Genomic DNA, 23,582 nt, shown 5'->3' on the forward strand with positions numbered 1-23,582 from the left:
AGGTCGTTTATTTTGAGCCGATAGGTTCTTAGTTAAAAACAACAAACAAATAAGGAAAAGATAGAATGGCTAAGGGGCAATCTTTGCAAGATCCGTTCCTGAACGCATTGCGTCGTGAACGTGTTCCGGTTTCTATTTATTTGGTGAATGGTATTAAGCTGCAAGGCCAGATTGAGTCTTTTGACCAGTTTGTCATCCTGTTGAAGAACACGGTGAGCCAGATGGTTTATAAGCACGCTATCTCTACCGTTGTTCCATCGCGCCCGGTATCGCACCACAGCAACACCCCGAGCAGCGGCGGCACCAGCAATTATCACCATGGTAACAACCCGTCTGCGCCGCAACAGCCGCAGCAGGAAAGCGATGACGCTGAATAAAGCGCGTTGCGAGTCAACCATGACGGGGAGCATAAGCAGCGAAGTGCTGTTTATGTCCCCCAAACTCGCGGTTTTGTTCCGTTTGAGAGGTTGCACGCTTGTTTGACCGTTATGAAGCCGGTGAGCAGGCCGTACTGGTTCATATCTATTTCTCACAAGACAAAAATACGGAAGATCTCAGTGAGTTCGAATCACTGGTGTCCTCTGCGGGCGTCGAGGCTTTGCAAGTGGTTACTGGTAGCCGCAAAGCACCTCACCCAAAATTCTTTGTCGGTGAAGGAAAGGCCGAAGAAATTGCAGATGCGGTGAAAGCCAGCGGCGCGTCTGTTGTCCTGTTTGATCATTCCCTTTCCGCAGCGCAGGAGAGAAATCTTGAGCGCCTGTGTGAATGCCGGGTGATCGATCGCACCGGGTTGATTCTAGACATCTTTGCCCAGCGTGCCCGTACCCATGAAGGTAAGCTGCAGGTAGAGTTGGCGCAGTTGCGTCATATTGCCACCCGTCTGGTTCGTGGTTGGACTCACCTTGAGCGTCAGAAAGGGGGTATTGGCCTGCGCGGGCCAGGGGAGACCCAGTTAGAGACCGACCGTCGTCTGCTACGCGATCGTATCAGCCTGATCCTGCGCCGTCTTGAACGCGTAGAGAAGCAGCGCGATCAAGGGCGACGAGCGCGTACCCGTGCCGATGTGCCAACCGTATCGCTGGTGGGTTACACCAACGCCGGCAAATCAACCCTGTTTAACCGAATTACGTCTGCCGGAGTGTATGTGGCGGACCAGCTATTTGCCACCCTGGATCCTACCCTGCGCCGTATTGAAGTAGCGGACGTAGGTGATACCGTGTTGGCGGATACCGTAGGCTTTATCCGGCACTTGCCGCACGATCTGGTTGCCGCGTTTAAAGCGACGCTGCAAGAGACGCGCCAGGCTTCTCTGTTGTTACATGTGATCGACGCCGCGGATACCCGGGTGGAAGAGAACATCGAAGCGGTGAACGCCGTGCTGGCAGAGATTGAGTCGGATGAGATCCCTACACTGTTAGTGATGAACAAAATAGATATGCTGGATGATTTTGTCCCGCGTATCGATCGCAACGAGGAAAATCTACCGATCCGAGTGTGGCTGTCCGCCGCCAGCGGCGAAGGTATCTCGTTGCTATTTCAGGCGTTGACGGAGCGCTTATCGGGGGAAATCGCGCATTTTGAGCTGCGCTTACCGCCACAGGCAGGCCGTCTTCGTAGCCGTTTCTACCAGCTTCAGGCAATTGAGAAAGAATGGAATGAAGAGGACGGCAGTATCGGCGTGGTGGTGCGTATGCCGATCGTGGAGTGGCGTCGCCTCTGCAAGCAGGAACAGGAACTGATTAGCTTTATCGTATGATCATATCCTGTTACATTTGTGTGCTCGCTCAACAGATAGAGTGGGCTAAGCATTAGCCTGAAGTACCCAATCACAGAATAATGGAGCTAAAACATGGCGTGGAATCAGCCCGGTAATAACGGACAGGACCGCGACCCGTGGGGGAGCAGCAATAACAATGGCGGCAACTCTGGCGGTAACAATAAAGGCGGTCGCGATCAAGGGCCACCGGATTTAGACGATATCTTCCGCAAGCTGAGCAAGAAATTGAGCAGCCTGGGCGGCGGCGGTAAAGGCTCCAACGGTAATAACAGCGGTGGCACGGGCTCAATCGGGCCGGGCTTCAGCGGCAAAATTTTCGGTATCGCTGCGGTAGCAGTGGTGGTGATCTGGGCCGCCAGCGGCTTCTACACCATCAAAGAAGCCGAGCGCGGTGTCGTTACTCGCTTTGGTAAGTTCAGCCATCTGGTGCAGCCAGGTCTGAACTGGAAGCCGACGTTTATCGATCAGGTTCGCCCGGTTAACGTGGAGTCGGTCCGTGACCTGTCTGCGTCCGGTGTGATGCTGACGTCCGATGAGAACGTGGTGCGCGTCGAGATGAACGTGCAGTATCGCGTTTCCGATCCGGCAGCCTATCTGTTCAGCGTAACCGATGCCAACGACAGCCTGAGACAGGCGACAGACAGCGCATTGCGTGGTGTTATCGGTAAATACACCATGGACAAGATCCTGACCGAAGGCCGTACCATCGTACGTAGCGACACTCAGCGTGTACTGGAAGAAACCATTCGTCCGTACAAGATGGGTATCACGCTTCTGGACGTCAACTTCCAGGCTGCACGTCCGCCGGAAGAGGTGAAAGCCGCGTTTGATGATGCGATCGCCGCACGTGAGAACGAGCAGCAATCCATTCGTGAAGCAGAAGCCTACGCCAACGAAGTTCAGCCGCGTGCCAACGGTGCTGCACAGCGCCTGCTGGAAAATGCGCGCGCCTACCAGGCCCAGACCGTTCTGGAAGCCCAGGGTGAGGTGGCTCGTTTCGCCAAGCTGTTGCCAGAGTACAAATCTGCCCCGGAAATTACCCGTGAGCGTTTGTACATCGAAACCATGGAAAGAGTGCTGAGCCACACCCGTAAGGTGTTGGTGGCAGACAACAAAGGCAATAACAATCTGATGGTGCTGCCACTGGATCAGATGCTGCGCGGTGCTGGTAAGCCAGCCGCCGAAGGTAGCAGAGATGCCGGTCAGAACCTTCTCGCCCCTGCGCCAGCCTCCACGCCTTCAGCGGATGCGAGCACCAGCAGTTCCAGCAGTGGTTCCATCATGGACCAGCGCCGGGCTAATGCGCAGCGTAGCGACAACACACGCGTAGGGAGAGAATAATCAATGCGTAAGTCTTTCATAGTTATCCTCGCGGTAGTGTTGGTCGCCCTCTACGCCTCAATGTTTGTGGTTCAGGAAGGCGAGCGCGGTATCGTGCTGCGTTTCAGTAAAGTTCTGCGCGACAGCGAAAACAAACCGCTGGTCTACGCACCGGGTCTGCACTTCAAGATCCCGTTTATTGAAACCGTGAAAATGCTGGATGCGCGTATCCAGACCATGGACAACCAGGCCGATCGCTTCGTTACCAGCGAGAAGAAAGACCTGATCGTCGACTCTTACCTGAAATGGCGTATCAGTGATTTCAGCCGCTACTACCTGGCCACCGGTGGTGGTGACGTTTCTCAGGCAGAGCTGCTGCTGAAACGTAAGTTCAATGACCGTCTGCGTTCCGAGATTGGCCGTTTGGACGTGCGTGATATCGTTACCGACTCCCGTGGTCGCCTGATGGCGGACGTGCGTGATGCGCTGAACACCGGTACCGTGGGTGACGAAGAAGAAGTCGCTACCACCGAAGCCGATGATGCTATCGCTTCTGCCGCAGCCCGTGTTGAGCGTGAGACCACTGGCAAACAGCCAGCGGTTAACCCGAACAGCATGGCGGCATTGGGTATTGAAGTGGTGGACGTACGTATCAAGCAGATCAACCTACCTGCGGAAGTCTCCGACGCGATCTTCCAGCGTATGCGTGCAGAACGTGAAGCGGTAGCCCGTCGTCACCGTTCACAAGGTAAAGAAGAGGCCGAGAAGCTCAAAGCCACCGCCGACTACGAAGTGACCCGTACCATCGCGGAAGCCGAGCGTCAGGCACGTATCACCCGCGGTGCGGGCGATGCGGAAGCGGCCAAACTGTTTGCCGATGCCTTCAGCCAGGATCCGGATTTCTATGCCTTCATCCGTAGCCTGCGTGCTTATGAAACCAGCTTCGGTCCTGGCAACCAGGACGTGTTGGTCCTGAGCCCGGACAGCGATTTCTTCCGCTATATGAAGTCGCCGGTCGCTACGCGTAAGTAAGCGCGACAGCCGATCACCAAGGCCCGTCTAAACGCGGGCCTTTCTTTTTTTGGGGGGAAGGATGAATTCAACGATCTGGCTGGCGCTTGGGCTGGTTTTGGTGCTGGAAGGGTTGGGGCCGATGTTGTTCCCGCAGGCCTGGCGTAAAATGATCCAGGCGATGTCGCAATTACCCGACTCCACGTTGCGGCGTTTTGGTGGGGGATTAGTGGTTGCAGGCTGTGTGATCTACTACATGTTGCGTGCCCGCACGGGGGTTTAAAGTTTAGCCGAAAAAGTACGCAATCGTATGCTAAAAGTGCTGAAACTGAAGATTTACGGTGGTAGAATCCATTTTTAAGCAACCTGGTGAATTTAAAATGGGTAAGAACGTCGTCGTACTGGGCACCCAATGGGGTGACGAAGGTAAGGGTAAGGTCGTAGACCTGCTGACTGAACGGGCTCAATATGTTGTGCGCTATCAAGGTGGTCATAACGCTGGCCACACTCTGGTTATCAACGGTGAAAAAACCGTTCTTCATTTAATTCCTTCAGGTATCCTGCGTGAAAACGTGACCAGCGTCATCGGCAACGGTGTGGTTCTGGCTCCGGACGCGTTGATGAAGGAAATGGGTGAGCTCGAAGCGCGCGGCATCCCGGTACGCGAACGTCTGTTACTGTCTGAAGCCTGCCCGCTGATCCTGCCTTATCACGTCGCGTTGGACAATGCGCGTGAAAAAGCGCGTGGCGCCAAAGCGATCGGCACCACCGGTCGTGGTATCGGTCCGGCTTATGAAGACAAAGTTGCCCGTCGCGGTCTGCGCGTTGGCGATCTGTTCGATAAAGCCACTTTCGCCGTTAAGCTGAAAGACATCATCGATTACCACAACTTCCAACTGGTCAACTACTACAAAGTTGAAGCCGTCGATTATCAGACGACTCTCGACTATGTGTTGTCGATTGCCGACATCCTGACCGGGATGGTAGTAGACGTTTCCGAACTGCTGGACGGTGCGCGCAAGCGTGGCGACCTGATCATGTTCGAAGGCGCACAGGGCACGTTGCTGGATATCGATCACGGTACCTATCCGTACGTGACCTCTTCCAACACCACCGCGGGTGGCGTGGCAACCGGTTCTGGCATTGGCCCACGTTACGTGGACTACGTGCTGGGCATCGTGAAAGCCTACTCTACCCGTGTAGGTGCAGGTCCGTTCCCAACCGAACTGTTCGACGAAACTGGTGAATACCTGTGCAAACAGGGTAACGAGTTTGGTGCCACCACTGGCCGCCGCCGTCGTACTGGCTGGCTGGATGCGGTTGCCGTTCGTCGTGCCGTGCAGATCAACTCCCTGTCTGGCTTCTGCCTGACCAAGCTGGACGTGTTGGACGGCCTGAAAGAAGTGAAAATCTGTGTGGGCTATCGCATGCCAGATGGCCGCGAAATGACCACCACGCCGTTGGCGGCAGAAGGTTGGGATGGTATCGAGCCAATCTACGAAAGCATGCCAGGCTGGAGCGAAACGACTTTTGGTGTGAAAGACTACAGCAAACTGCCACAGGCAGCGCTGGACTACATCAAACGCATCGAAGAGCTGACTGAAGTACCGGTAGATATCATCTCTACTGGCCCAGACCGTAGCGAAACCATGATCCTGCGCGATCCGTTCGACGCATAATCTGTTTGCTCTGCTGTCACCAAACAAACCGGGCCAAGTCCCGGTTTGTTTGCCTCATGTATCCTCCTCGATAGCGTTTTTACCTCACAAAATCCTTTCGTAGCTCCGGTTGAGAGTCGGCTATGCGCTAAATAATTAGCTGCGAACTCTCCGGCTGGTTTATCATCCAATAAGATAGTAAAGAAAATCGCCGAGAATCGGCATATCAAAAGGGTATGTTGTACCCCAGAGGTTGACGTGCAGTTAACAAGTTTTACTGATTATGGCCTGCGGGCATTGATCTACATGGCCTCGTTGCCAGCGGACAAGATGACCAGCATCTCCGAGGTTACGGAGGTATACGGCGTTTCCCGTAACCATATGGTAAAAATTATCAATCAGCTAAGCCGTGAAGGCTTTGTGACCGCCGTGCGGGGTAAAAACGGCGGGATACGCTTGGGCAAACCGGCTGAGAGCATCCGTATTGGCGACGTGGTGCGAGCGCTGGAGCCGCTCTCGTTGGTTAATTGCAGCGGCGATTTTTGCCATATCACCCCTGCCTGCCGTTTGAAGCAAGTGCTCCAGCAGGCAGTAAAGAATTTCCTTGAGGAGTTGGATAGTCACACGCTGGCCGATATGGTCGAAGACAATCCACCGCTCTACAAGCTTTTGCTTGTCGAATAAAGCGTTGCTGAGAAGACAAGGCTCAGCGACACCCTGCTGATGACAACGGAGGAACCTCAATGTCACAAGATCCATTCCTGGAACGAGAAGCAGAAAAATATGAATCCCCAATTCCTAGCCGCGAATTTATCCTGGCCCATTTGGCGAAACGTGAAACGCCAGCCAGCCGCGAAGAGTTGGGCAATGAACTGAACTTATCCGGCGAAGAAGCGCTGGAAGCCCTGCGCCGTCGCCTGCGCGCGATGGAACGTGATGGCCAGTTGGTCTTTACCCGCCGCCAGTGCTATGCCCTGCCGGAGCGTCTGGACCTGCTGCGCGGCACCGTGATCGGCCACCGCGACGGTTTTGGCTTCCTGCGGGTTGAAGGGCGTAAAGACGACCTTTACCTCTCTGCCGAACAAATGAAAATGGCCATCCACGGTGATGTGGTGCTGGCTCAACCGCTAGGCGAAGATCGCAAAGGCCGCCGTGAAGCGCGTATCGTGCGCGTACTGGTGCCAAAAACCAGCCAGATTGTTGGCCGCTACTTCACCGATGCCGGCACTGGCTTTGTGGTGCCGGATGACGGCCGCCTGAGCTTCGATATCCTGATCCCGGCCGATGGGGTCAGCGGAGCGCGCATGGGCTTCATGGTCGTGGTGGAACTGACTCAACGCCCAACGCGCCGCACCAAAGCCGTGGGCAAGATTGTCGAGATCCTGGGCGATAAAATGGGTACCAGCATGGCGGTAGATATCGCGCTGCGTACCCACGAGATCCCGCATACCTGGCCACCTCAGGTGGAGAAGCAGGTTGCCGATCTCAGCGAGCAAGTGCCGGAAGCGGCCAAGAAAGGGCGCGTGGATCTGCGCCACTTGCCACTGGTCACTATTGATGGCGAAGACGCCCGCGATTTCGATGATGCGGTCTACTGCGAGAAGAAACGCGGTGGTGGCTGGCGTCTGTGGGTTGCGATTGCCGACGTCAGCTATTATGTGCGTCCACGCACCGCGCTGGATGACGAAGCCCGTAGCCGTGGTACTTCGGTCTACTTCCCGTCGGAAGTGGTGCCTATGCTGCCAGAAGTGCTCTCCAACGGCCTTTGCTCACTTAACCCGCAGGTCGATCGCCTGTGCATGGTGTGTGAGATGACCATCTCCGCAGCGGGCCGTCTGTCTTCGTTTAAATTCTACGAAGCGGTGATGAGCTCTCATGCGCGCTTAACCTACACCAAGGTCTGGCATATTCTGCAGGGCGACCAGGAGCTGCGTGAGCAGTATCATCCGCTGGTCAAACACCTTCAGGAACTGCATGCGCTGTATAAGGTGCTGGATCAGGCTCGTGCCGAACGTGGTGGTATCGCCTTCGAAACCGAAGAAGCCAAGTTTATCTTCAACGCCGAACGCCGTATCGAACGTGTAGAGCCAACGGTCCGTAATGACGCGCACAAACTGATCGAAGAGTGCATGATCATGGCGAACGTGGCAGCGGCACGCTTTGTTGAGAAGCATAACGAACCCGCGTTGTTCCGTGTGCACGATCGCCCAAGTGACGATCATATCTCCGCGCTGCGCAGCGTGTTGAGCGAACTGGGTCTGACCCTGGGTGGAGGCCTGAAGCCGCAGCCGAAAGATTACGCCACCTTGATGGATGAAGTATCAGAACGTCCGGATCGTGAAATGCTGCAAACCATGTTGCTGCGTTCGATGAAACAAGCGATCTACGATCCGGAAAACCGCGGTCACTTCGGCCTGGCACTGGCTTCATATGGTCACTTTACCTCGCCGATCCGTCGTTATCCGGACTTGGCGTTGCACCGTGCCATCAAGTACGTGTTGGCGAAGGAACAAGGCGAGCAGAAAGAGCGTTGGACGCCGACCGGTGGCTGGCACAGCGATCTGGAAGAAATGCTGCAACTGGGCATGCACTGCTCGATGACCGAGCGCCGTGCCGATGAAGCCACACGCAACGTGGCAGACTGGTTGAAGTGCGACTTTATGCAGGACCACGTCGGTGAAGTGTTTAGCGGCGTGATTGCCAGCGTCACCGGCTTTGGTTTCTTTGTCCGCTTGAGCGATCTGTTTATCGATGGCCTGGTACACGTGTCTACGTTGGATAACGATTACTATCGTTACGATAATATTGGCCAGCGCCTGATCGGCGAATCTTCCGGCATGGTTTATCGCCTGGGGGATACGGTTGAGATCCGCGTTGAAGCCGTGCATATGGATGAACGCAAGATCGACTTCGCGCTGGTTTCCAGCACCCGCAAGCCGCGCGGTGAAGGTAAAACCGAGCGTGAACGCGCTAAAAATGGTGGTCAGCGTACGCTGCGCGACGGTGCTGGCGCAGGCCGTAGCCAGGCACAACGTAAACGCCGTGGTGGCAAGACGCCAGCCAACTTTGAGCCAGACAGTGCCTTCCGTAAAAAAGAAGGAGCCAAGGCCAAGCCCGCAGCCAAGGCCAAAGCCGCAGACAAGGTGAAACCGGACCCGAAGGCGAAAGCCAAAAAAGCGTCTGATAAAACCAAAAAGATAGCGGCGGCGACCAAAGCCAAGCGTGCCAGCAAGAAGAAAGGTGCCGAGCAGGGTTAACCTGCCGCACGTTATTATCCCCGGCCGGGTGACCCCCGGCCGCACAGTTAAAAGAGCATCATGAGCGAAATTATCTACGGTATTCACGCTGTCAAAGCCCTGCTAGACAACGATCCACAGCGTTTCCTGGAAGTGTTTATTCTCAAGGGGCGTGACGATCGTCGCTTGCAGCCTTTGATTGCCGAGCTGGAAGCCACCGGTATTGTGATCCAGGTGGCCAACCGCCAATGGTTGGACGAGAAGGTCGAAGGGGCCGTTCACCAGGGCATTATTGCTCGGGTACGTGAAGGGCGTAAGTATCAGGAGAACGATCTGCCAGGGCTGCTGGAAAGCGTTGAGACGCCATTCCTGCTGGTGCTGGACGGCGTCACCGATCCCCATAACCTGGGTGCTTGCCTGCGTAGCGCCGATGCTGCCGGTGTGCATGCGGTGATCGTCCCACGCGATCGTTCTGCCCAACTGAACGCGACGGCGAAGAAAGTGGCCTGCGGTGCGGCAGAGAACGTCCCGTTAATCACCGTCACCAACCTGGCTCGTACCTTGCGTTTGCTGCAAGAGATGAACGTTTGGATCGTGGGTACGGCGGGTGAGGCCGACCACACGCTGTATCAAAGCAAAATGACTGGCCCGATGGCGTTGGTCATGGGGGCGGAAGGCGAAGGTATGCGTCGTTTGACCCGTGAACATTGCGACGAACTGATCAGCATTCCGATGGCCGGTACGGTTTCCTCGCTGAACGTCTCGGTTGCTACCGGTGTCTGCCTGTTTGAAGCGGTACGCCAGCGCAGCTGATGATGAATAGGGGCGAGCCTTCGCCCCTGACTCGAATTTCCCATCTTGTGACCCCACCTGCGGCAGAAATCCACCTGACGGCCATAATTACCCCTGAAGCGTTAATCAGGGAGCAAGCTCATGGTCTGGACTACGCATACCGTATTTAACCAACCCAAGCCCTTGGGGAACAGCAACCTTTTCCTGTCCGATACGCCGCTGCGTGAAGCGTTGCAGCGCGAGTTGGCGGGGTGGGATAGCGATGTGCTGGCCTCGCTGGGGCAGCAGTTGGGCACGCAGGAGTCACTGGAACTGGGGCGATTAGCCAACACCAATCCACCGGAGTTGCTGCGCTATGACGCCACCGGGCAACGGCTGGACGACGTGCGCTTTCACCCGGCCTGGCACATCCTGATGCAGGGGCTGGTGGCTAATCGGGTGCATAACTTGCCGTGGCAGGAAGATGCCCGTATCGGCTCGTTCGTGGCCCGTGCCGCCCGCTTTGTATTGCACGCTCAGGTGGAGGCTGGCACGCTCTGCCCAATCACCATGACCTTTGGTGCTATCCCGCTGCTACAGCGTTCCCTGCCAAAAGAGTATCAATCCTGGCTTTCCCCTTTACTTTCAGATCGCTATGACCCTCACATGCTGCCGGGTGCGCAAAAGCGTGGGCTGTTGATCGGCATGGGGATGACGGAAAAGCAGGGCGGTTCGGACGTACTGAGTAATACCACCTCCGCCGTACCACTCGCCAGCCGTGGCAATGGGGAAGCGTACCGCTTGGTGGGGCACAAATGGTTCTTCTCGGTGCCGCAAAGTGACGCTCATCTGGTGTTAGCGCAGACGGACGGAGGGCTTTCCTGCTTCTTCCTGCCGCGGCTGTTGCCCGATGGTACGCGCAATGCGATTCGCCTGGAGCGGCTGAAAGATAAATTGGGCAACCGGTCTAATGCTAGCAGCGAAGCCGAGTTTCAGGACGCTACGGCTTGGTTGTTGGGCGATGAAGGCGATGGTGTCAGGCAAATCCTCAAAATGGGCGGAATGACCCGTTTCGATTGCGCTCTGGGGAGTCATGGCCTGATGCGCCGTGGCCTGTCGGTGGCGTTGTACCATGCGCTACAGCGGCAGGCGTTTGGCAAACGGTTGATTGAACAACCATTGATGCGGCAGGTGTTGGCGCGTATGGCGTTACGGCTGGAAGGGCATACCGCTTTGCTGTTCCGTTTAGCACGAGCCTGGGAGAGCCGGGGGCATGAAGGTGAAGGGGTTTATAGCCGTTTACTGACACCGGCGGCGAAATACAGCATCTGCCGTCAGGGGGCACCATTTATCGGCGAAACGATGGAAGTGCTGGGCGGGATTGGCTATTGCGAAGACAGTGAGCTGCCCCGCCTGTACCGCGAAGTGCCGGTCAACAGCATTTGGGAAGGATCTGGCAATATCATGTGCCTAGACGTAATGCGCAGTCTGCATAAGCTGCCCGGCGCCTTGGAGTTGTTGCAGCAGGAACTGTTGCCGGTACGTGGGCAGAATCGGTTGTTCGATCGCGCCTGGCGGCAATGGCAACAGCGTATGCGCCAACCGCGTGAAGAAATGGGACGCCTGTTAACCCAGCAGTTGTTCGATCTGTGCTGTGCCGCTCAGTTGTTGCAGCATGGCAGCCCGTCGATCGGTGATGCCTGGTGCCATCTCACGCTGGATTATCGCGGTGAGATGGTGTTGCCGGAGAGCGTGTGCGACGCTTTGCTTAACCGCGCTATCGGCGCCTAATTCTGCCCCTCACCCCAACCCTCTCCCCAAAAAGGAGAGGGAGCTAGTTCAGCGTTGTGGGTAGGTTATGTGGCCCTGCGTAGGGGCGCTGCATGCTGCGCCCGTGCTAAGGTCAGATGTAGGAGTCAATGGGGAGCACATTCGGTCCCCTCTCCCTTTGGGAGAGGGTTAGGGTGAGGGGCATTTCACCGTTACCGATAAAGTATCGCCTGAGAATACCACTGGCCCGGCACGATGGTTTCGCTGTTCATGATGATCATGTAATAGCGCGCCCCGCTGGCATTGGCCTTACGCTGGATCTCGGCTTCCACGTTCATCGGGCTGCCATGCACCACAGCGCTTATCGTCGCCATTTTGTCCAGTTCAGTAGTTTGGGCACGGGTGATCTCCTGTGCCTGATCTGTGGGCGGTGGAGGGGGGGTGGGTGTGGTTTTAAATACGCTGCAACCAGACAACAGGCCAAACAGTAATAGGGTAATCAAGGAACGGGAAAGATGCATGGCTGGCCTCATCACTATTTGACATAGAGTAGAACGGGTTGGACTAAAGTTTCGGGCCGTTTTTTGCCATCATAGTGAAGATTAGCCACAGGGGGAATACATGATCGAGATCTATGATGAGCGGGTAGGTGACATTGCTGTGATCCATGCGGTGCCTGCCGGGCAATATGAGCAGCCGTTACCGACGATCTTTTTCTACCACGGTTATACCTCGTCGAAAGAGGTATACGCCTATTTTGCTTATGCGTTAGCCAAGGCCGGTTTCCGAGTGGTATTGCCCGATTGTGCGATGCATGGTGAGCGATTTGACGGTGATGAAGCGTGGCGGTTGGCACATTTCTGGGAAATCCTCAAAAGTAATGTCGATGAATTACCCGCGCTCAAGACGCATTTTGTGCAGCATGGGTTGATCGATGGGGATCGTATCGGCGTGGCAGGGGCTTCGATGGGCGGCATGACCACGTTGGGGGCCTTTACCCGTTATCCCTGGATAAAAGCGGCCGCCAGTCTGATGGGGTCCGGCTTCTTTACTTCATTGGCGCAGACGCTGTATCCACCCTTGGGTACACGGGGCGAGCCTTTGGAACAAGCTGCGTTCAAGGCACGCCTTGCGCCGCTGGCCGATTACGAAGTTGAGCATCATTGGCAGAGCTTTGCCGAGCGGCCACTGCTGTTATGGCATGGGGAAACCGATGATGTGGTGCCAGCAATAGAGAGTGAACGCCTTGCTGGCGAGCTGCGCCTGCGCGGCCTGGATCGGCGGCTGACCTACCTCACTGAACCGCAAGTGCGCCACCGCATTACTCCTGGAGCCTTGGCTGCTACTACTGCCTTCTTCCGGGATTCGCTGTAAAAAGCCCCCGAGGGAGGGGGCAAGCCTGGCTGTGCGCCGCCTCTTGGAGCGGCTGGTTTCCCTGGTGTTGCCTATGCGGTTAGCGGTAAAGCTCGGCGCTGACGTGGATAGACGCGGTGCTGCCGGGCTCATGCAGGGCAACAATACGGTAGGCGGTGGCGCCGCGTTGGTCGGCAATCTTGTTGATTTGGGATGTCGCGTCATCTGGCGAAACGACTTCCTGATCCAGGCTGACAAAGCCAATGCTTTGGCGCTCGGTAGCCTGGTGCGAGGTGATCTCAGTGGCGGCCATGGCGTTGGCGGACAGCAGCAGCGCGATAGCGGTAGCGATGGTAATACGTTTCATAGGTGCCTCTCTTAACTCTTTGCTACGGCGACGTGCCTCTTGGCCCGTTCCGTCAAACTGCCTATTTAGCAAAAAGTTATTTATCAGTATTGAACAACTTCAACCCTTGTTCGCTGCGCTTTCTGCGGCGGATAACTTAACTTTAGTCCGATAGTCAGGATTAAAAAGGGTGAGATTTTGATGGCCTTATTCAAAAAATATGATAATGATTTACGGTGTGCTGATGATTTTATTGAAGGATTTTTAAAACCTATGGATCGACATACATCGCTTTCTCTGCCAGCAAATCGTGCTATTTCTCGTGGCCTTACGTATAAACCTCAATAAATCCTACTCAGTCCTTGAGTTCCCCACCCTACGCCGGTATGATTACGCGTCATTTTTCAGCCGCACACATACACACGTTCCTTGCTTCCATGGGCCGCGGTTGACCCTGACAGGAGGCTGAATAATCCGTAAGGAGCAATTCGATGCGTCATTACGAAATCGTTTTTATGGTCCATCCTGACCAAAGCGAACAGGTTCCGGGCATGATCGAGCGTTACAGTGCTACCATCACTAACGCGCAAGGTCAGATTCACCGTCTGGAAGACTGGGGCCGCCGTCAACTGGCTTACCCGATCAACAAACTGCACAAAGCCCACTACGTTCTGCTGAACGTTGAAGCTCCGCAGGAAGCGATCGATGAGCTGGAAACTAACTTCCGCTTCAACGACGCCGTTATCCGTAGCATGGTTATGCGCGTTAAGCACGCGGTAACTGAAGCATCTCCGATGGTTAAAGCGAAAGACGAACGTCGTGGCGATCGCCGCGAAGACTTCGCTAACGAAACCGCAGATGATGCAGATGCTGGGGATTCTGAAGAGTAATTGCTGCTGTGACGGCTAATCGTCTGGTGTTGTCTGGCACAGTGTGCAAGACGCCGGTGCGAAAAGTGAGTCCTTCCGGCATACCCCACTGCCAGTTTGTGCTAGAGCACAGATCGACGCAGATGGAGGCCGGATTCAGCAGGCAAGCATGGTGCCGAATGCCCGTGGTTGTCAGCGGACAACAGTCACAAGCTTTAACTCAAAGATTAACGGTCGGCAGTCAGGTAACCGTTCAAGGCTTCGTTAGCTGCCATCAAGGGCGCAACGGGCTGAACAAATTGGTCCTGCATGCCGAGCAGATTGAATTGATAGATTCTGGAGACTAGCCAAATGGCACGTTATTTCCGTCGTCGCAAGTTCTGCCGTTTCACAGCGGAAGGCGTTCAAGAGATTGACTATAAAGACATCGCTACGCTGAAAAACTACATCACTGAAAGTGGTAAAATTGTCCCGAGCCGTATCACCGGTACTCGTGCAAAATATCAGCGCCAGCTGGCCCGTGCTATCAAGCGCGCGCGCTACCTGTCTTTGTTGCCGTACACTGATCGTCATCAGTAATCGGCCACTGTCCATTAACGACTTTGAGAGGATAAGGTAATGCAAGTTATTCTGCTTGATAAAGTAGCAAACCTGGGCAGCCTGGGTGATCAAGTTAACGTTAAAGCGGGTTATGCCCGTAACTTCCTGGTACCACAGGGCAAAGCTGTTCCTGCTACCAAGAAAAACGTCGAGTTCTTCGAAGCACGCCGTGCAGAGCTGGAAGCCAAACTGGCTGACGTTCTGGCAGCTGCTGAAGCTCGCGCAACTCAGATCAACGAACTGGGTTCAGTCACCATCGCGTCTAAATCAGGCGACGAAGGTAAACTGTTCGGCTCTATCGGCACCCGCGACATCGCTGACGCAGTTACTGCGGCAGGCGTTGAAGTTGCCAAGAGCGAAGTTCGTCTGCCGAACGGCGTTCTGCGTACCACTGGTGAGCACGAAGTGCACTTCCAGGTACACAGCGACGTGTTCGCACAGCTGAATGTAGTTGTGGTTGCTGAAGCTTAATCGGCTTTAGTACACCAAGTTAAAACGCCAGCCTAGTGCTGGCGTTTTGCTTTTCAGCGCCGGGTAAAACGCGTTACTCTGGAGTCATCTGTTGGCATGGAGAGGCGAAAATGGCAGAAATTATCTTACAGCGCGTCTACGATTTCAGCGCACCGGCACCGGAGCACTGCTACCTGACCGATAGGCTTTGGCCGCGTGGTGTCAGTAAGGAAAGGTTGCAGGGCGTCGTCTGGCTCAAGCAGGTGGCACCGGATACGGCGCTACGTCAGTGGTTTCATCAGCATACCGACCAGTGGGATGAGTTTGTGGCACTGTATCGCCAGCAACTGGCCGTTAATGATGCCTGGCAGCCGCTGGTGGCGTTGTTAAGAGAAGGTAAGCCGTTGACCCTGCTGTATGGCAGCAAGGACACACAGCACAACCAGGGGGTTGTACTGCGTGATTTTCTGCTGGATCAGATTAAAGACTAACGGACGCGCAGGTAGCTGCCGTCGCTTTGGCGGCGGAACAGGGCTTCACTATTATCCACGGTGGTGACCGAGAGCGCGGTGATCACGCCGTTGGCATTACGTTCGACACGCACTTCCTGCCCGGCCTTCAGATTGCTGAGCGGCTTATCGTTCCCTTCCACCCGCGCCATGGCAAACACCTCGTTCACCGGTAGGTTATTGTCTCGGAACAGCTGCGCCAGGGTTTGACCTGCCTGGATCTGATAACGCTGCCAGTCACCGTTTTCTGTTGATGTCTGCTGCCCATCGTTTTGCAACTGAGCCTGTAACGGGATTTCGTTCCCTTGGCTGGTGACCGGGAACGGGCGCGCGTTATCGTCGGAATACGGCCACAGCAGCGACAGTAGCAAGATAGCGCCGAAAATAATCACCCAACGGCGGTGAAAATAGGGCAGAGGTTCCATCCAGTGGAGGCTGTCCGGCAGGTGCCATATTTTCAACAGCAGGGCTTTAACCTGTTGCCCTTTACTGTGCGATTGCTGCGGTTGCGAGTCCGGCTCTTCGCTGGTTTCAGGCGTTTCCGGTGCCGGGCCAGGCTTCAGGCGTTGGCTCAGATTCAGCCAGGTGCGCAGCAACGGCTGGTAGACACGGATGGTTTTCCTTCTCCTGGGCGCGATTCTGCCCATGGGTGACCTCTCTTCAACTGCGTAAAATTGTCACTTTACAAAAAGTGTAGCGCTGACCCCAGTATACCCTATGGATTTCAAGCCGCTACAGCTGGCCGAGAGAATAATGACAGTAAACGTTAACAACAGGTTATTGCTTCTTTTTCTACGACAAAAGTCATCATTCTCCACACAAGATTTTACCCAGCTTTGCGGCACTGTTATGCTGCGCTTTCGACTTTTTACAGACTAAAGGAAAACCCCATGACAACCCCTTCTTTTGATAGCGTTGAAGCGCAAGCAAGTTACGGGATTGGTTTACAGGTCGGTCAGCAACTGCAAGAATCCGGCCTGCAAGGTTTACAACCAGAAGCTCTGCTGGCTGGCCTGCGTGACGCGCTGGAAGGGAATGCCCCGGCGGTTCCGGTAGATGTGGTTCATCGTGCGCTGCGCGAAATCCACGAACGTGCGGATGCTGTGCGCCTTGAGCGTCAGCAGGCGATGGCCGTTGAAGGCCAGAAGTTCCTGGAAGATAACGCCAAGCGTGATGAAGTGACGCTGACCGAGTCTGGCCTGCAGTTTTCCGTGCTGGAGCAGGGCAATGGCCCAATCCCATCTCGTCAGGATCGTGTGCGTGTGCATTACACCGGTCGCCTGATTAATGGTGATGTCTTCGACAGCTCTGTTGAACGTGGTCAACCGGCTGAATTCCCGGTTAGCGGCGTGATCCCTGGTTGGATCGAAGCCCTGACCCTGATGCCGGTGGGCTCCAAGTGGCAGCTGTATATCCCTCACAACCTGGCCTATGGCGAGCGTGGTGCCGGTGCATCCATCCCGCCATTCAGCGCGCTGGTGTTTGACGTTGAGCTGATCGAAATCCTGTAATTCTCGGCCAGTCCCCTCTCCCTTTGGGAGAGGGTTAGGGTGAGGGGGTTATCTGCCGCTCAGAGCGCGAGGGAACAGCAGATTGTTCTCCAGATGGATATGCTCCATCAGATCGCTGATAAACGTATTGATACCGTTGTACAGCGCTTGCCAGGTATTGCATGCCCCTTCCGGTGGCGTGACGTTGTTGGTGAGGAACTTCACCACTTCCAACTGTTCGCCAGCCTCATCATGTTCATGCTCCATCACCGAAATCGGCCCCGCCGCCTGCTGCCCCATCCCTTGTTTAATCAGTGGGAACAGGATCTGTTCTTCCTTCATCATGTGATTTTCCAGATCGACACGGATCAGGTTTAGCTGCTTGGCCAGCCCGCGTGGGCAGCTAGGCTTATCGCCATGGACGCGTTCGACCTTTTCCGCCATCAACACCAACTCTGCCAACTGTTCCCGATGGCGCTGGTGGTAGCGTGGCAGGATGTAATCAATGATTTCCGACAGTGGAGCCAGACGCCAATCGCGGGTATCCACGGGCTCTGCCGCCAACGCTGCCAACTCACTTTCCAACTTATCCAGATCCAGTTCTTTACGGCTGGCAGCGCGCTCCAGGGTTTGTTTACCCCCGCAGCAGAAGTCCAAATCGTAGTCGCGGAACAGTTTGCTGGCACGTGGGATAGCGATGGCCAGTGCGCCTAAGGATTGGTTACGGTAATCCATGATGATGCCTCTTTAAAGGAAGAAATCTATAACATGTATTTTAAATGCAATTTAAAGGATGTGCCATGGATAAAAAGGGGTAGCACCAAAAAGGCGCGCCGTAACGCGCCTGATGGTTAATTACTTGGCTTGCAGGTCGACCCGATACAGCTCAAAGCCGATGCTGTCGTTACCCACGGACTTCATTGGGTACTGCGCGTTATCTTTAATAAACGCGGCAGCCTTCTCGCTTGGGGAGGTTTCGAAACGGATATCCAGCGGCTTGCTGCTCTGGAAGCTGGCCAAACGCCAGTTGTTGTCCGCCTGCGGGTGCACCGCGCCGTGCTTCTGGGTTTCTGCGCTGATGTAGGCCGCTAATACCGCACGGTTTTCATCCGGTGAAGCAAAGGCGATATGCTTGTCGCCCGTGCCGGCAAACTTGCCACCGTAGGCGCGGTAGTTGTTGGTTGCCACCAGGAACCGGGCATCAGGATCGATCGCTTTGCCGTTGAAGGTCAGATCCTTGATGCGCTCTGCCTGGCCATTAATCAGCGTACACTCCCCGTCGTAACGTGCCGGTTGGCTGACGTCGATCTGATAATTGACGCCGTCGATCACGTCAAAATTATAGGTGCGGAAACCGTCCCAATTGATCAGCCCCTGCGGTTTGCTGCTGTTAACGTCAATTTGGTTGAACTGCCCGGCGGAACATTCCAACCACTCCTTCACTTCCCTACCGCTGGCTTTAACGACGACCAGAGTATTGGGGTAAAGATAGAGATCGGCGGCATTACGGAAGGTGAGCTGGCCTTGTTCCACCTCGACAAAGCTGGCGGGATCGTTCTTGCGGCCACCCACTTTGAACGGTGCGGCGGCGGCCAACACCGGCAGATCGGCCAGATCCGGATCGCCTTGAATGTAGTGCTCAACGTAGGCTCTTTGCGCATTATTGACGATCTGCACGGTAGGATCGTCCTGGATCAGGGCCAGATAGCTATACATATTGCCGTCGGACTTACCGATCGGCTTGCTGACAAACTCACGTGTGCCCTTATGATCCTCCTCTAGCACTTTAACCAGAGTGGGATCTTCTGCTGCCAACGAACGTTTGTTCTCTTTGTCATAAATCGGTCTGGCTTGTGCTTTCGCTGCGGTAACCTTCCATTGGCCCTCATCATTATTCAATTGCAGATCCACGATGCCGAGATGATCGCCCCATTGGCCCGGCATCACCGCAGGTACGCCATTGAGCAAACCTTTATCAATATCTGCCCCTTGGATATTGGCGAAGTCCTTGCTGGGGAACACGGCATGAGCATGGCCGAACATGATGGCATCGATACCTGGCACCTGGCTGAGGTAGTACACCGAGTTTTCCGCCATCGCCTTATAGGGATCGCTGGAAAGGCCAGAGTGAGGGATGGCGACGATCACATCGGCCCCTTGTTTGCGCATTTCCGGTACGTAGCGTTTGGCGGTTTCGGTGATGTCGTTGACGGTCACTTTCCCCTGCAGATTGGCTTTGTCCCAGACCAGGATCTGTGGCGGTACAAAACCGATATAGCCGATACGTAAAGTATGTGCTTTGCCTTCACGGTCTTTTACCGGGGTATCGACAATAATGTAGGGAGTGAACAGCGGTTTTTGCGTAGCGGCATCGATGACGTTGGCGTTGACGTAGGGGAATTTGGCCCCGGCCAAGGCATGCTTCAGATAATCCAGCCCGTAGTTGAATTCATGGTTCCCGATATTGCCTACTACGTAATCCAGCGTATTCATCGCCTTGTAGACCGGATGGATATCGCCAGCTTTCAATCCATTGGCGGCTGCATAGTCAGCCATTGGACTGCCCTGGATAATATCGCCATTATCGACCAGCACGCTGTTGGTCACCTGCTTGCGGGCGTGTTCGATCAGGCTGGCGGTTCGCACCAGGCCGAATTTATCGGTGGGCTTATCCTTGTAATAGTCGAAGTCCATCATATTGCCATGCAGGTCGGTTGTTTCCAGCACGCGCAGGTCAACTGTGGCTGCCTGCGCCGATGCGCAAACCAGCAGAGCCAGGGCTGATAGTCCCAGAGGGCGCTTGATCATGGTTCTCTCCATTGGGTTATTCTTCGAGGGGTATCTCAAATGGGTATGTAATTATCATTATCACTCTCAACAAACTGTGAAGTCTGGCAGAAACTGGCCGAATGTAACGCACAGATATGCAAAGTTGTGACGAAGAAGACTTGAAGAAATACCGCAGCTTAGCGGGTTAAGATGGATATTCTGTGGAAAAATAACTAGGCTGCAAGTTATCGATGAGGGAAATTTCCCACGGAACTGAATGTCTGAGGTGCACTATGTTGGAACAGATTTGCCAGCTGTCCCGCGAAGCGGGTACGGCGATCATGGCGGTATATCATGGTGAACAACCGCTTGATATGGCACAGAAAAAAGATGATTCACCGGTGACCGCTGCGGATCTGGCTGCGCATCATATTATCAAACGGGGCCTGGCGGCGTTGACGCCGGAGATCCCGTTGCTATCGGAGGAAGATCCTCCCGCCTGGGAAGTCCGCCGCAACTGGACACGTTACTGGCTGGTCGATCCGTTGGACGGCACAAAAGAGTTTTTAAACCGCAATGGTGAGTTCACGGTCAATATTGCACTGATCGAAGAGGGTGAGGCGGTAATGGGCGTGGTCTACGCCCCGGCGATGGACGTGCTGTATCTGGCCGAACGCGGCAAGGCCTGGAAGGAAGAAGGGGGCCGGCGCCTTGAGATTAGCGTCAGCAATGCCGAGCCACCGTTGGTGGTGGTCAGCCGCTCCCATAGCGATGATGAATTACAGGATTACCTGCAACAGTTGGGCGCACACCAAACCATCTCGGTAGGCTCATCGCTGAAGTTCTGCCTGGTGGCGGAAGGGCGGGCGCAACTTTACCCACGCTTTGGGCCAACCAATATCTGGGATACGGCGGCAGGGCACGCGGTGGCGGTAGCGGCCGGGGCACAGATCCACGATTGGCAGGGCAAGCCGTTGCTGTACACCCCGCGTGAGTCTTTCCTCAACCCAGGATTCCGGGTTTCACTGTTTTAGACCGTGTCCCGCCGATCGCCGCGCGGGACGCCGTTTAAACGCTATTTCAGCAACTGGTGCAGCATCTCCATCACCTGCTGCACCTCTTGCGGCGTCAGTGCGCCATCTTTGGCAAACTGGATTTTGCCTTCTTTATCAAGCACCACAATCGCCGAGCCTTTTGGCTGCAAATCCCAGGCTTTTTTGACGTTGCCATTGCTGTCGACAATGAACTGCGACCAGGGGAACTCCTTCTTATTACCTTCAATGCTGTTACGCACAAAGACGGCGGTGCCGATGATGGCGTCGTCGGTATTGACGATGGTCGTCGTTTGGTAACGATCGTGCGGTAACTTGGCGGCCTTGATGGCTTCAATCAGCGGATCGTTCAGCTCTTTGGCCGACGTGCGGCCGGCAATATGTTGCACCACTCGCACTTTTCCACCGAGCTGCGCGCTATTCCAGCCTTTGTAGCTAAACTTGTTATCAACGTAGTCCAGTTCTCCTTTATCGCTGACGCCAATCGGTGCCACGCGCTGTTGGAGCTGAAAGTTGTGAGCAGAGGCCAACATTGGGGCCAACAGCAGCGATATAATTAGCATGCTATTTTTCATGCATTCTCCTGCAGAGGGAAATAAGTATCAATTTGACGTCGAGTGAGTAAAGCATAGGTGCTCATCCGAGGTCTGTCCTGTTAGCCGGATCGCAGTTTTTCCCTTCGGAGGGCAATCACGTGCTTTTTGAATGGATATACTGCAAAGGTTATAAATAGGTATACACAATTCTGTCAGTAAGTGTAAATCCAGGATAGAAATCCAGGCAGAGTTGAACGAAATGGTCTTTACTCAGTCTACTTGAAAGCAATCAAGTTGCGCTCCGAATGTCGAGGTGGCCACTTTGGCCGCTCGCTGAGCGCATGGATCCAACGGGAGGAGAGTAACAACTATGAGAATCTTCCAGCGTTATAACCCACTGAAAGTGGCGACGTATGTAAAAACCCTGTTCCGGGGGCGGCTGTACATCAAGGATGTGGGGGCGTTCGAGTTCGACAAGGGGAAAATCCTGTTGCCGAAAATTCGTGACAAGCGCCACTTCAACGTGATGTCAGAGGTCAACCGGCAGGTGCTGTTGCTGCAGACAGAGATGGGCTAAAAACGCGATCTATGGAGTACCCTGCAAAGAAATAACTGCGGCCCCTTTGGGGCCGCTACTGTTTTATTCCTGGGGCGTTTCGTCCGGGGCTTTCGGCAGCACGGTGATCGGTTTGTCGACCAGTCGGGTGACCAATAGCTGGTCAATTTTGTAGCTGTCGATATCGACCACTTCAAACTTGTAACCGGCATACTTCACAAAATCGGTGCGTTTCGGGATCTTGCGCAGCATGTACATCATAAAGCCGCCGATGGTTTCGTAGTTGCCAGCCTGTGGGAACTCATCGATATGTAGCACCCGCATCACGTCTTCGATTGGCGTCCCGCCTTCAATCAGCCATGAGTTCTCATCACGCGTGACGATCTGCTCTTCCTGCCCCTGGCCGACCAGGTCGCCCATCAGCGTGGTCATCACGTCGTTCAGTGTGATAATACCGACCACCAAAGCATATTCATTGAGGATCACCGCAAAGTCTTCACCGGCGGTTTTAAAGCTTTCCAGCGCCTCTGACAGGGTCAAGGTATCCGGTACGATCAACGCCGAGCGGATCTGGACGCCGCTGCTCAGCACCAGGCTCTGGTTACCCAAAACGCGGTTCAGCAGGTCTTTGGAGTCGACATAGCCGACCACCTGATCGATATGCCCGTCGCAGACCAGGAACTTGGAGTGCGGATGGGTGGAGATCTTTTCTTTAATACTGTCTTCGCTTTCGCGCAGATCGAAGTAAATCACGCTCTCACGGGAAGTCATCGAAGAGGGCACGGTACGTGATTCCAACTCGAAGACGTTTTCAATCAGCTCATGTTCCTGTTTACGCAGTACCCCAGCTAGCGCGCCGGCTTCCACCACCGCGTAAATGTCTTCGGAGGTGATGTCGTCTTTGCGCATCATCGGCAGCTTGAACATGCGGAAGATCAGGTTGGCCATGCCGTTGAAGAACCAGACCAGCGGGCGGAACAGCATGATCGAGAAACGCATCGGGTTGATGATCCGGACGGCAACCGTCTCTGGTGCAATCATACCGATGCGCTTCGGCGTTAAATCCGCGAACAGGATGAACAGACTGGTCACCATCACAAACGAACACATAAAGCTGATTTGCTCGGAGAGTTCAGGAGACAGGAAACGGTCGAAAAGCACTTTGAAGCTGGGGGAGAAGGCAGCATCACCGACGATACCGCCGAGGATGGCGACGGCGTTAAGGCCGATTTGCACCACGGTGAAGAAGATACCCGGCGTTTCCTGCAGCTTGAGGACTCTGGCGGCGTTGATGTTACCTTCATCAGCCATCAGTTTGAGTTTGATCTTGCGTGATGCAGCCAGAGAGATTTCTGAAAGCGAGAAAAACGCACTCACTGCGATCAGAAAAAGAATCAGTAAAATACTGTTTAACATAGTCTATCCATTGGTGCCGACGAGATGGCGGCGCTCTTTCGGAGGGGTAATACCGTGTAAAAATTGAGTCAAGGGGGCGTTGTCTGACGCGCC

Annotated in this window: 27 protein-coding genes; 20 read left to right on the forward strand and 7 right to left on the reverse strand. The window is 54.8% G+C overall.

The features are described 5' to 3' along the window. The first annotated feature begins 65 nt into the window (after positions 1 to 65). From hfq to U869_RS0115560, 10 genes are all read left to right on the forward strand, one after another. Positions 66 to 377, forward strand: coding sequence for an RNA chaperone Hfq (gene hfq, locus U869_RS0115515; RefSeq protein ID WP_021179001.1), 312 nt, complete (start codon positions 66 to 68; stop codon positions 375 to 377). A 98-nt stretch (positions 378 to 475) separates the two neighbouring features. Then, positions 476 to 1,756, forward strand: coding sequence for a ribosome rescue GTPase HflX (hflX, locus tag U869_RS0115520; RefSeq protein WP_025122308.1), 1,281 nt, complete (start codon positions 476 to 478; stop codon positions 1,754 to 1,756). 93 nt (positions 1,757 to 1,849) lie between these two features. After that, entirely contained in the window at positions 1,850 to 3,118 is a 1,269-nt protein-coding gene (gene hflK / locus U869_RS0115525) for an FtsH protease activity modulator HflK (RefSeq protein WP_025122307.1), read from the forward strand. A gap of 3 nt (positions 3,119 to 3,121) precedes the next feature. After that, positions 3,122 to 4,129: a protease modulator HflC gene (hflC, locus tag U869_RS0115530; RefSeq protein ID WP_025122306.1), complete on the forward strand. Its 1,008-nt coding sequence runs from the start codon at positions 3,122 to 3,124 to the stop codon at positions 4,127 to 4,129. 61 nt (positions 4,130 to 4,190) lie between these two features. Then, complete coding sequence (locus tag U869_RS0115535; protein WP_025122305.1) at positions 4,191 to 4,391, forward strand: DUF2065 domain-containing protein; 201 nt, start codon at positions 4,191 to 4,193, stop codon at positions 4,389 to 4,391. Positions 4,392 to 4,488: 97 nt separating this feature from the next. After that, on the forward strand, positions 4,489 to 5,787 hold the full coding sequence (locus U869_RS0115540; RefSeq protein WP_025122304.1) for an adenylosuccinate synthase: 1,299 nt from the start codon (positions 4,489 to 4,491) through the stop codon (positions 5,785 to 5,787). A gap of 237 nt (positions 5,788 to 6,024) precedes the next feature. Then, positions 6,025 to 6,450 carry a nitric oxide-sensing transcriptional repressor NsrR gene (nsrR, locus tag U869_RS0115545; RefSeq protein ID WP_025122303.1) on the forward strand — a complete coding sequence of 142 codons (426 nt, stop codon included), beginning with the start codon at positions 6,025 to 6,027 and terminating at the stop codon, positions 6,448 to 6,450. Between the two features lie 59 nt (positions 6,451 to 6,509). Beyond that, positions 6,510 to 9,023 (forward strand): ribonuclease R, encoded by a 2,514-nt coding sequence (gene rnr, locus U869_RS0115550; RefSeq protein WP_025122302.1) that lies wholly within the window; start codon positions 6,510 to 6,512, stop codon positions 9,021 to 9,023. 60 nt (positions 9,024 to 9,083) lie between these two features. After that, the gene (gene rlmB / locus U869_RS0115555; RefSeq protein WP_025122301.1) at positions 9,084 to 9,815 is read left to right on the forward strand and encodes a 23S rRNA (guanosine(2251)-2'-O)-methyltransferase RlmB; all 732 of its coding nucleotides are present in this window, start codon (positions 9,084 to 9,086) and stop codon (positions 9,813 to 9,815) included. A gap of 120 nt (positions 9,816 to 9,935) precedes the next feature. Beyond that, a complete protein-coding gene (locus U869_RS0115560) occupies positions 9,936 to 11,564 on the forward strand; it encodes an isovaleryl-CoA dehydrogenase (RefSeq protein WP_025122300.1) in 1,629 nt (542 codons plus the stop codon). Positions 11,565 to 11,755: 191 nt separating this feature from the next. On the opposite strand, the gene bsmA is transcribed toward U869_RS0115560, so the two are convergent. Continuing rightward, positions 11,756 to 12,064: a biofilm peroxide resistance protein BsmA gene (gene bsmA, locus U869_RS0115565; RefSeq protein WP_025122299.1), complete on the reverse strand. Its 309-nt coding sequence runs from the start codon at positions 12,062 to 12,064 to the stop codon at positions 11,756 to 11,758. Positions 12,065 to 12,164: 100 nt separating this feature from the next. Between bsmA and yjfP the strand changes: the two genes are divergently transcribed. After that, complete coding sequence (yjfP, locus tag U869_RS0115570; RefSeq protein ID WP_025122298.1) at positions 12,165 to 12,917, forward strand: esterase; 753 nt, start codon at positions 12,165 to 12,167, stop codon at positions 12,915 to 12,917. A 79-nt stretch (positions 12,918 to 12,996) separates the two neighbouring features. Here the strand turns inward: yjfP and U869_RS0115575 are convergent, their stop codons facing one another. Beyond that, positions 12,997 to 13,263: a DUF1471 domain-containing protein gene (locus U869_RS0115575; protein WP_025122297.1), complete on the reverse strand. Its 267-nt coding sequence runs from the start codon at positions 13,261 to 13,263 to the stop codon at positions 12,997 to 12,999. A gap of 180 nt (positions 13,264 to 13,443) precedes the next feature. Between U869_RS0115575 and U869_RS32215 the strand changes: the two genes are divergently transcribed. The 6 genes from U869_RS32215 (at position 13,444) to U869_RS0115595 (ending at position 15,652) form a co-directional block, all read left to right on the forward strand. Beyond that, complete coding sequence (locus U869_RS32215) at positions 13,444 to 13,590, forward strand: hypothetical protein (protein WP_157834740.1); 147 nt, start codon at positions 13,444 to 13,446, stop codon at positions 13,588 to 13,590. 143 nt (positions 13,591 to 13,733) lie between these two features. Beyond that, complete coding sequence (rpsF, locus tag U869_RS0115580; RefSeq protein WP_004933634.1) at positions 13,734 to 14,132, forward strand: 30S ribosomal protein S6; 399 nt, start codon at positions 13,734 to 13,736, stop codon at positions 14,130 to 14,132. Between the two features lie 8 nt (positions 14,133 to 14,140). Continuing rightward, entirely contained in the window at positions 14,141 to 14,458 is a 318-nt protein-coding gene (priB, locus tag U869_RS30825) for a primosomal replication protein N (protein ID WP_071998244.1), read from the forward strand. Positions 14,459 to 14,462: 4 nt separating this feature from the next. After that, entirely contained in the window at positions 14,463 to 14,690 is a 228-nt protein-coding gene (gene rpsR / locus U869_RS0115585; RefSeq protein WP_000135199.1) for a 30S ribosomal protein S18, read from the forward strand. A 39-nt stretch (positions 14,691 to 14,729) separates the two neighbouring features. Continuing rightward, positions 14,730 to 15,182: a 50S ribosomal protein L9 gene (rplI, locus tag U869_RS0115590; protein WP_025122296.1), complete on the forward strand. Its 453-nt coding sequence runs from the start codon at positions 14,730 to 14,732 to the stop codon at positions 15,180 to 15,182. Positions 15,183 to 15,292: 110 nt separating this feature from the next. Next, entirely contained in the window at positions 15,293 to 15,652 is a 360-nt protein-coding gene (locus U869_RS0115595) for a DUF488 domain-containing protein (protein WP_025122295.1), read from the forward strand. On the opposite strand, the gene U869_RS0115600 is transcribed toward U869_RS0115595, so the two are convergent. Then, on the reverse strand, positions 15,649 to 16,317 hold the full coding sequence (locus tag U869_RS0115600) for an OapA family protein (RefSeq protein WP_025122294.1): 669 nt from the start codon (positions 16,315 to 16,317) through the stop codon (positions 15,649 to 15,651). The two genes, U869_RS0115595 and U869_RS0115600, sit on opposite strands and share 4 nt — an antisense overlap. 243 nt (positions 16,318 to 16,560) lie before the next feature. Here U869_RS0115600 and U869_RS0115605 point away from each other — a divergent pair, with 243 nt between their 5' ends. Next, the gene (locus tag U869_RS0115605; RefSeq protein ID WP_025122293.1) at positions 16,561 to 17,181 is read left to right on the forward strand and encodes a peptidylprolyl isomerase; all 621 of its coding nucleotides are present in this window, start codon (positions 16,561 to 16,563) and stop codon (positions 17,179 to 17,181) included. Positions 17,182 to 17,229: 48 nt separating this feature from the next. Here U869_RS0115605 and ytfE read toward each other — a convergent pair whose 3' ends face one another. Next, the gene (gene ytfE, locus U869_RS0115610) at positions 17,230 to 17,895 is read right to left on the reverse strand and encodes an iron-sulfur cluster repair protein YtfE (RefSeq protein ID WP_025122292.1); all 666 of its coding nucleotides are present in this window, start codon (positions 17,893 to 17,895) and stop codon (positions 17,230 to 17,232) included. A gap of 120 nt (positions 17,896 to 18,015) precedes the next feature. Then, a complete protein-coding gene (locus U869_RS0115615) occupies positions 18,016 to 19,968 on the reverse strand; it encodes a bifunctional 2',3'-cyclic-nucleotide 2'-phosphodiesterase/3'-nucleotidase (RefSeq protein ID WP_025122291.1) in 1,953 nt (650 codons plus the stop codon). Positions 19,969 to 20,222: 254 nt separating this feature from the next. On the opposite strand from U869_RS0115615, the gene cysQ reads away from it, so the two are divergent. Then, positions 20,223 to 20,963, forward strand: a complete 741-nt coding sequence (gene cysQ / locus U869_RS0115620) for a 3'(2'),5'-bisphosphate nucleotidase CysQ (protein ID WP_025122290.1) — start codon at positions 20,223 to 20,225, stop codon at positions 20,961 to 20,963. 41 nt (positions 20,964 to 21,004) lie between these two features. Here the strand turns inward: cysQ and U869_RS0115625 are convergent, their stop codons facing one another. Next, positions 21,005 to 21,556 carry a YtfJ family protein gene (locus U869_RS0115625; protein WP_025122289.1) on the reverse strand — a complete coding sequence of 184 codons (552 nt, stop codon included), beginning with the start codon at positions 21,554 to 21,556 and terminating at the stop codon, positions 21,005 to 21,007. A gap of 331 nt (positions 21,557 to 21,887) precedes the next feature. Between U869_RS0115625 and U869_RS0115630 the strand changes: the two genes are divergently transcribed. Beyond that, positions 21,888 to 22,094, forward strand: a complete 207-nt coding sequence (locus U869_RS0115630; protein ID WP_025122288.1) for a DUF1107 domain-containing protein — start codon at positions 21,888 to 21,890, stop codon at positions 22,092 to 22,094. 63 nt (positions 22,095 to 22,157) lie between these two features. On the opposite strand, the gene U869_RS0115635 is transcribed toward U869_RS0115630, so the two are convergent. Further along, entirely contained in the window at positions 22,158 to 23,489 is a 1,332-nt protein-coding gene (locus U869_RS0115635) for a hemolysin family protein (RefSeq protein WP_025122287.1), read from the reverse strand. Positions 23,490 to 23,582: the final 93 nt, after the last annotated feature.

Origin of the sequence: Serratia sp. H1w, assembly GCF_000633355.1 — a bacterium.
Taxonomy (GTDB): Bacteria; Pseudomonadota; Gammaproteobacteria; order Enterobacterales; family Enterobacteriaceae; genus Chania.